The organism is Rhodopirellula maiorica SM1, from assembly GCF_000346295.1.
GTDB classification, from domain to species: Bacteria; Planctomycetota; Planctomycetia; order Pirellulales; family Pirellulaceae; genus Novipirellula; species Novipirellula maiorica.
This window is the reverse complement of sequence record NZ_ANOG01000062.1, coordinates 1-5,796: the sequence shown is the minus strand read 5'-3', so window position 1 is coordinate 5,796 and position 5,796 is coordinate 1. Positions and strand designations below refer to the sequence as shown.

At 54.2% G+C, this 5,796-nt stretch carries 6 protein-coding genes; 5 read left to right on the top strand and 1 reads right to left on the bottom strand.

From position 1 onward, the window contains the following. Nucleotides 1–262 precede the first annotated feature (262 nt). The 4 genes from RMSM_RS40550 (at nt 263) to RMSM_RS01910 (ending at nt 2,504) form a co-directional block, all read left to right on the top strand. Entirely contained in the window at nt 263–424 is a 162-nt protein-coding gene (locus tag RMSM_RS40550; protein WP_008690775.1) for a hypothetical protein, read from the top strand. Nucleotides 425–653: 229 nt separating this feature from the next. After that, a complete protein-coding gene (locus RMSM_RS01920) occupies nt 654–1,541 on the top strand; it encodes a tetratricopeptide repeat protein (protein ID WP_144057298.1) in 888 nt (295 codons plus the stop codon). After that, on the top strand, nt 1,516–1,773 hold the full coding sequence (locus RMSM_RS01915) for a hypothetical protein (protein WP_008690768.1): 258 nt from the start codon (nt 1,516–1,518) through the stop codon (nt 1,771–1,773). The genes RMSM_RS01920 and RMSM_RS01915 overlap by 26 nt, the downstream gene beginning before the upstream one ends. 47 nt (nt 1,774–1,820) lie before the next feature. After that, a complete protein-coding gene (locus RMSM_RS01910) occupies nt 1,821–2,504 on the top strand; it encodes a HEPN domain-containing protein (protein WP_008690766.1) in 684 nt (227 codons plus the stop codon). 400 nt (nt 2,505–2,904) lie between these two features. Here the strand turns inward: RMSM_RS01910 and RMSM_RS01905 are convergent, their stop codons facing one another. After that, nucleotides 2,905–4,299: a C1 family peptidase gene (locus RMSM_RS01905; protein WP_008690764.1), complete on the bottom strand. Its 1,395-nt coding sequence runs from the start codon at nt 4,297–4,299 to the stop codon at nt 2,905–2,907. 558 nt (nt 4,300–4,857) lie between these two features. Here RMSM_RS01905 and RMSM_RS01900 point away from each other — a divergent pair. Continuing rightward, nucleotides 4,858–5,406, top strand: a complete 549-nt coding sequence (locus RMSM_RS01900) for a rhodanese-like domain-containing protein (RefSeq protein WP_040763608.1) — start codon at nt 4,858–4,860, stop codon at nt 5,404–5,406. The last annotated feature ends 390 nt before the right edge of the window (nt 5,407–5,796 follow it).

Sequence of the window (5,796 nt, the reverse complement as noted above, 5' to 3'; positions counted from 1 at the left end):
AAGATTCATCGAATTCTTATCCTACTTGGTGTTTGAAAGCGTTTTTTGGCGTTCATGGATGGGGGCGAAGCGAATGCTTCGACCGGGCTGACTTGCCCTTCAACACCATGAGTTTAGGGAGGTGCCCTGGACGCTTCTTGAACGATTTTGCGTGCCGTCAAAAGAAATGACCGCAGGATTGACGCGGTTTCAGAACCTGCGGATCGCCCCGAGCGTTGTCCACTTTGGCTGGCTTTCTTAGCGGAAGGGCGCGAGCCATCCAATGTTTCCCAATCGATTGAGCATGACTCCGGACGGCGTTGCGATTGCGACGGCGTGTCAGGAGTTGCTCGATGGATTCACCGCCTTGGAATACGCTCCTGGCGCGCCCCCGATTGGTGACTTCCGCTACATTTTTGGTTGCGGTACCGCCGCGTTAGGCTGAGAATCACGCATTTTTCAGCGCAGTTGGGCGTTTTATTGGGCAAGAAGGTTTCGGCGGCGGCCGAAATCGGCGAGAGCCACCGACTCTAGTCCCTCGGACATGAGGGACCGCGAAAAAACGGGAGAAAAGGCGGAGGATAGCGGCACACTTTTTCATGCACGCTGGTACCGGCGAAGGCGCGTGCTTTGCCCCGGCCTGCTGTCGGTTTCAGCAAACGGCTGATGGCGGCATGGAATACGGACGTGCTACAATTAGGCTACGTCTCGTCAACCGACATGATCAATTTGGTGAGGTTCACGCCATGCGCTCCCAAATTCTTCTCATTCCTGCGTTGTTTTTCGGATTGCTGTTTGGCCGTGCCGCCACAATTGACGCCGCAGATCCTGCCGCCGAAGCGGAAGCGCTGGTCGCGACAGCCAGCAAGGATTGGTACAAGCATTACGCGAAGGCAAGTGGCGAGTTCAGTCGACGCATGGCCGCGCGGTTAGTCTTAAAAGCAAACACGCCGCTGGAAAGACTATTGCAGACCGAGGCGTATCGCTACTTCAATCGACAGGGTGAGGCCTGGAAGATCTACAACGAACTCTCTGATGAGTTTCCCAACAGCGCCATGCTTCACTGTCACATCGCGATGGCATTCATTGAAGCGGGCGACTACAAGACGGCCAAGCTGAAGATTGACGCGGCCAACCGAGCGGACTCGGAATCAGCCTACGTCTTCGCCGCCCGGGGCGCTCTGTTGCAAGCGCAGGAGCAGCGAGAAGCGGCGTTCGAACAGTACACCGAAGCGCTCCGCCGCAACCCCTACATTTATGGCTTGCGCGGACGCCGCGTGTTGTTGGCATGGTTAAGCGAACCGGATGAACCGCGGCTGTCCGATCTCACAATCAACAGCGACTATACCGTTTCCGCGCGTCGGACGAGTTGGCATCGTGGATCGTCATGGACGTCGCCCGGTAAAGAAACCTTCGTTTTCACACTCTCGGATGGACGAGCTCGCTATGAGGGGACTCTGGCCGCCAAAAACCGGATGGTCGGTACAGGCCGGGATCTCGGAGGAGCCTCGCTAACCTGGCGCGCATTGCGGATACATGAACCTGCCGAGAACGTTCCATGACGACTACACGGTCGAATCGCAGAAGACGAGCACCTTGACGAAACCGTTCGCCAGAGATGACTCTCGCTGGAATTCACCTGCGGCCGGCAAGATCCTGATCAGCTTCAACAAGGGCGGCGTTCTTTACGAAGGGCGGTCCCTTGACGAGAACACGTTAATCGGGACAGCAGGCGTGAAGTCCTTCAATCGCACCTTCGCTTGGATGGCCCGTCGCGTCGAGTCGGCAAAGTAGCAATTGCGATAATTTTCCTGAAGTGCCGTCATTTGAGGGGGCAGCAAATGCCAATTATCAGTTTGCAAAAGAGCCCATTGAAAACCTTCAGCCAACGCATGGCGAACATTGCTCAGCTTCAGCAGGCCGTCGAAGATCTCGAATCACTTCAGCGGATGGTGAACAAACTCAAGACACTGCAATTGAGAGAGAGCGAGAACGATCCACTTCAGCCGGCTGTGAAAGACCTCGAATTGAAACAAGTCCGTCATCTTCCACAAAAGCAAGGGCTGTTGGTCGGTTGTTATGTCGTTTTGCTCGTCGCCGGCTGGCAGCAGTTTCTGCAGGGGACGGCCTTAAATGCGTTCCAGACATTGGACCCGCTGTTGCCTGATCTCAGCGATAAAGACGAGCGTAAACGACGAAAACAACTGCGGCGGGCAGGATTTGATATTCGAGGTGGATATCCATTCAACACACCAAACGTCAAGAACACGGACGCGCTTTTCAGAGTCGCGACGGGCATCAATAAAATATCCGATGCGTGGACCACCGAGGAACTACCGTCGGACAAAGTCTGCACGCGACTGGATCACATTGTGCAGGTGCGGCACAACGTGGCCCACTCGATTTTTTCACTCGAGGCGTTGTCTGTTGAGGAGAACTTTGACGACATGCAATTCGTGTTTACGATCGCGTCCATAACCAGTGACCGAGTTGATGAACACGTGAAGAACATTACGGACGCATAGTTGTTACCGATTGCGAGGCCAGCTAACCGTTGTTCAGGAGATTCGTTGGACTCAAGTTTCGGTTTTCGCATTGCTCGCCTCGTGTGGGCTCTGGTGCATCCCCCACGGCAGCCCCTTCCCAGTGCATAAGGACGAAAGAGGCCAAGTTCCAAACACTCGACGGAGAATCGCAGCGAGATGTGAGAGACAAATTTTACGCGGAACGACAAAAGAAGTTGAGAAATATCTTCACGGAACAGCAATGGGGCATTTGGTCGAGCTTCTGGAGCCGATCCGAATAGGCTGGATCAAGCTCTAACCTCGAAAACATAACGCTGCGTCTCTATTGACTCATTGCTCCGCGGCGTCCCATCGGTTTGCCCTTCATGTTTTTGCCTTTTTCCGAAGCCAAGGCTGACAGTCAGTTCTGCAAATCCCATCCGCTTCCGGCAATTCGTTTGTAGAGGCTTCCGTCATCGGCTTCGACATAGATGTCGCCATTTCGAAAGCGAATGTCGATCGGCGGGTTTCCGTTGGGTAAGTTGATCTTTTCCCAATAGGGAAAGCCACTACTGCTTTGGTTTCCCGGTACTCGTCCACAGATATTGCCCGCTTTGGTGATGATGTACAGAAACCTGCCGGATGCTGCCATCATTTTTGCCTTACCACCACTGAGGCCCTGAGGAAATGTCGCTGACGTGATCTCATCCCAGTGGTTTCCGTGAAAGTATTGAACATCGCCATTGTTCGTGAGACCGTAAAGATAATAACCGGTCGACTCGACTGCGCGGAATTGCCCTGGAGCTGCGATCCTCACACCGTCGCTTTTGCGTAGTACTCCGCCATCCGGTGTAAAATAGTACGAGACGGTTGGGTTCGTTGTACTTCGGAGCTGGGTACCCTTATGAAAGCTAAGGATGATCGCATGGGCCTCATAGCACCAGCCGTCATTACGCTGCGGCGTATTCAGCTTTGTGAACGCATTGTACCCGACCCAAAATCGCCCCTGATCACCCCAGTTTTGCCCCCAGGAGTTCTGTACGCGAAACGCCTGCCTGACGTTATCATAGCCGATGATGCACATGGCATGGCGACCCTGCTTAATCCCACCCCATGTGTAAATTCCTGGTCCGCTGAAGGAGTCAAACGATGGCTCAGTATAGGCTGCAATGACAACCGGAATACCAAATACCAACGCGTATCGAATGTCGTCGACGGTCTCGCATTTCGTGTGTTGAAAGAGAGGGTAATTCGCTGCTTCGACGAACGAGTTGTTGTTCGGCAAAGTTGCCCATCCCGTGCTGTTCTGCGATTTAGGAATATAGGGAGTCAAAAGATTTGAGCTACATCCTCTCGTCTGAAACAAGCCGACAGCCGAATCGTCAGGCCCCATGTTGGGGCGGAAAATGTAGGACCCGCTGTCGCTGCCGCCGTTGATTTGTGAGTAGACGAATCGCGGGCTGAATAAGTCTACCGATTCGCTCGGACGATTGATCCCTCGTAAGCTTGCGTTTTGCGTCGACAGGCAGCAGTAAGCAGTCGCCCAAGCAGTGCAATCTTCGAACGTTTGGTAGCCGGGGGCCGGTGCAAATGGTGTTAGGTCGACCGCAGGAGGTAATGGCGGTAGTGGGCCGTCGACAATTCGAACTTCACTCACCTCCTGGCCGTTGACCGTACGAGTTACGATCTCGCTCGTTTCCGTGGGTGCATAGCGTGGCAGGGCATTGTATTCGTTGTCTGGTATCGGTTTGAGCCCCTGCCCCAAGCAGATTCCAGCAACGAGAAGTGAAGCAATGGCAGCGACCAAGTTACGCATGATTCCCAACCTTTTCAGACTGAATTCGCGGCAGAAGTGCGCTCACATTTGTTGCCGGCGAGAGTAACCGTACGCCAAGTTGCCATGTGTCACGCAATTAAACACTGAATGATTGCTGAATGGATTTTAGCCGACCGTAAGAACGCGTTGCAAACGTTTTTCGCTAGTTGGTGACGATGACGCCCAGTCTTTGCAAGTTGGTTCGCGATGGCAACTCGACGGTTGCGACTCATGCGTGCCACCGAGGTACTGACGCCGCCTGCGTTAGCCTTAAATTAGTCGAAGCCGACCTCAATCGCCTCCTTTGCTTTCATGTTGGATGCCCCTCAAGATCAACGAGAATTGACTTCGCGCGAGGCACCGGAAACAATCAAGCATACCGATGGAGTAATAGAGTGGCGACGTTTCGTTTCCGCCCCAAACTTAATACCTAGTGTTGTCGAGCGGCTATGGCGGCGCGACTCGCCATTTACAGGAAGAACAGAGTACTCTGTCGAAAACGCTCCGGCGTACACGGGCACCAAGTACACGGGCACCAAAGAGAGAAAAAGTGAATTGATGAACGTCAAGACCATTAGCCCGCAGGAACTCCAGCGGCACCGTGAGGCAGGTAAGGTCGTCGAATTGATCGACGTGCGGACACCTGTGGAGTACGCCGAGATCCACGTCGAAGGGGCAAGATTAATGCCGCTCGACACACTCGATCCGCGAGCGTTCGCATCGGCCGGCAATGGGGAGCCGTTATACGTCATTTGTCGTTCGGGAAGTCGGGCAGCGAAAGCCTATGAGAAGTTCCAGGCGGCCGGCGTCGACAATGTTTTGAGCATTGAAGGAGGTACGTTGGCATGGGAGCGGGCGGGGCTGCCAGTAGTGCGAGGCCAAAAAGTAATTTCGCTTGAACGGCAGGTGCGAATTGCTGCTGGGCTGCTGGTGATGTTAGGAGTGGTACTCGGCTGGCTTGTCCATCCCAGCTTCTTGGGGCTCTCGGCATTTGTCGGTGCCGGGCTAGTCTTTGCGGGGCTGACCGATACCTGCGGCATGGGGCTGATGCTGGCCAAGATGCCGTGGAACCAAGTTGAGGAGTGTGGTTCCTCATGCTCCTCCTGATAATCGTCTGCGGGATTGCGGTAGGACTCTCCCTTGGCCTCACGGGTGGTGGAGGACTCGGCGAATACAACGCCGCGGTGAAATGCCCCTCGTTAGTCGTCGGTACAGTTTTCCAGATCGTCAGTATTTATGTTACGAGCTGAACGCCGTACCGCAGGCCGGCAAAAACATGGAGGGCAAAAATATGTTAGGGAGCAGAACCAAGTGCGGTATGCCATCTCCCTGCCCCTTCATTTTCCTGCCCAAATCAGTAACCAACGTTGTCACCAGCAATACTACGACGCCGCTCACTCGAATCATGTTTCCGGCGTTTCCATTCTACGCCGCTAAGGCGCCGGGCAGAAATATGGGTTGGGCAAGAACATTAAGAAAAGCAAGACCAGTCTGCGG

Bases quoted from the DNA above. Each gene is read 5' to 3' on its own strand.
- RMSM_RS01900 (WP_040763608.1), top strand. From the start codon at position 4,858: ATGAACGTCAAGACCATTAGCCCGCAGGAACTCCAGCGGCACCGTGAG.
- RMSM_RS01910 (WP_008690766.1), top strand. From the start codon at position 1,821: ATGCCAATTATCAGTTTGCAAAAGAGCCCATTGAAAACCTTCAGCCAA.
- RMSM_RS01915 (WP_008690768.1), top strand. From the start codon at position 1,516: ATGAACCTGCCGAGAACGTTCCATGACGACTACACGGTCGAATCGCAG.
- RMSM_RS01905 (WP_008690764.1), bottom strand. From the start codon at position 4,299: ATGCGTAACTTGGTCGCTGCCATTGCTTCACTTCTCGTTGCTGGAATC.
- RMSM_RS40550 (WP_008690775.1), top strand. From the start codon at position 263: ATGTTTCCCAATCGATTGAGCATGACTCCGGACGGCGTTGCGATTGCG.
- RMSM_RS01920 (WP_144057298.1), top strand. From the start codon at position 654: ATGGAATACGGACGTGCTACAATTAGGCTACGTCTCGTCAACCGACAT.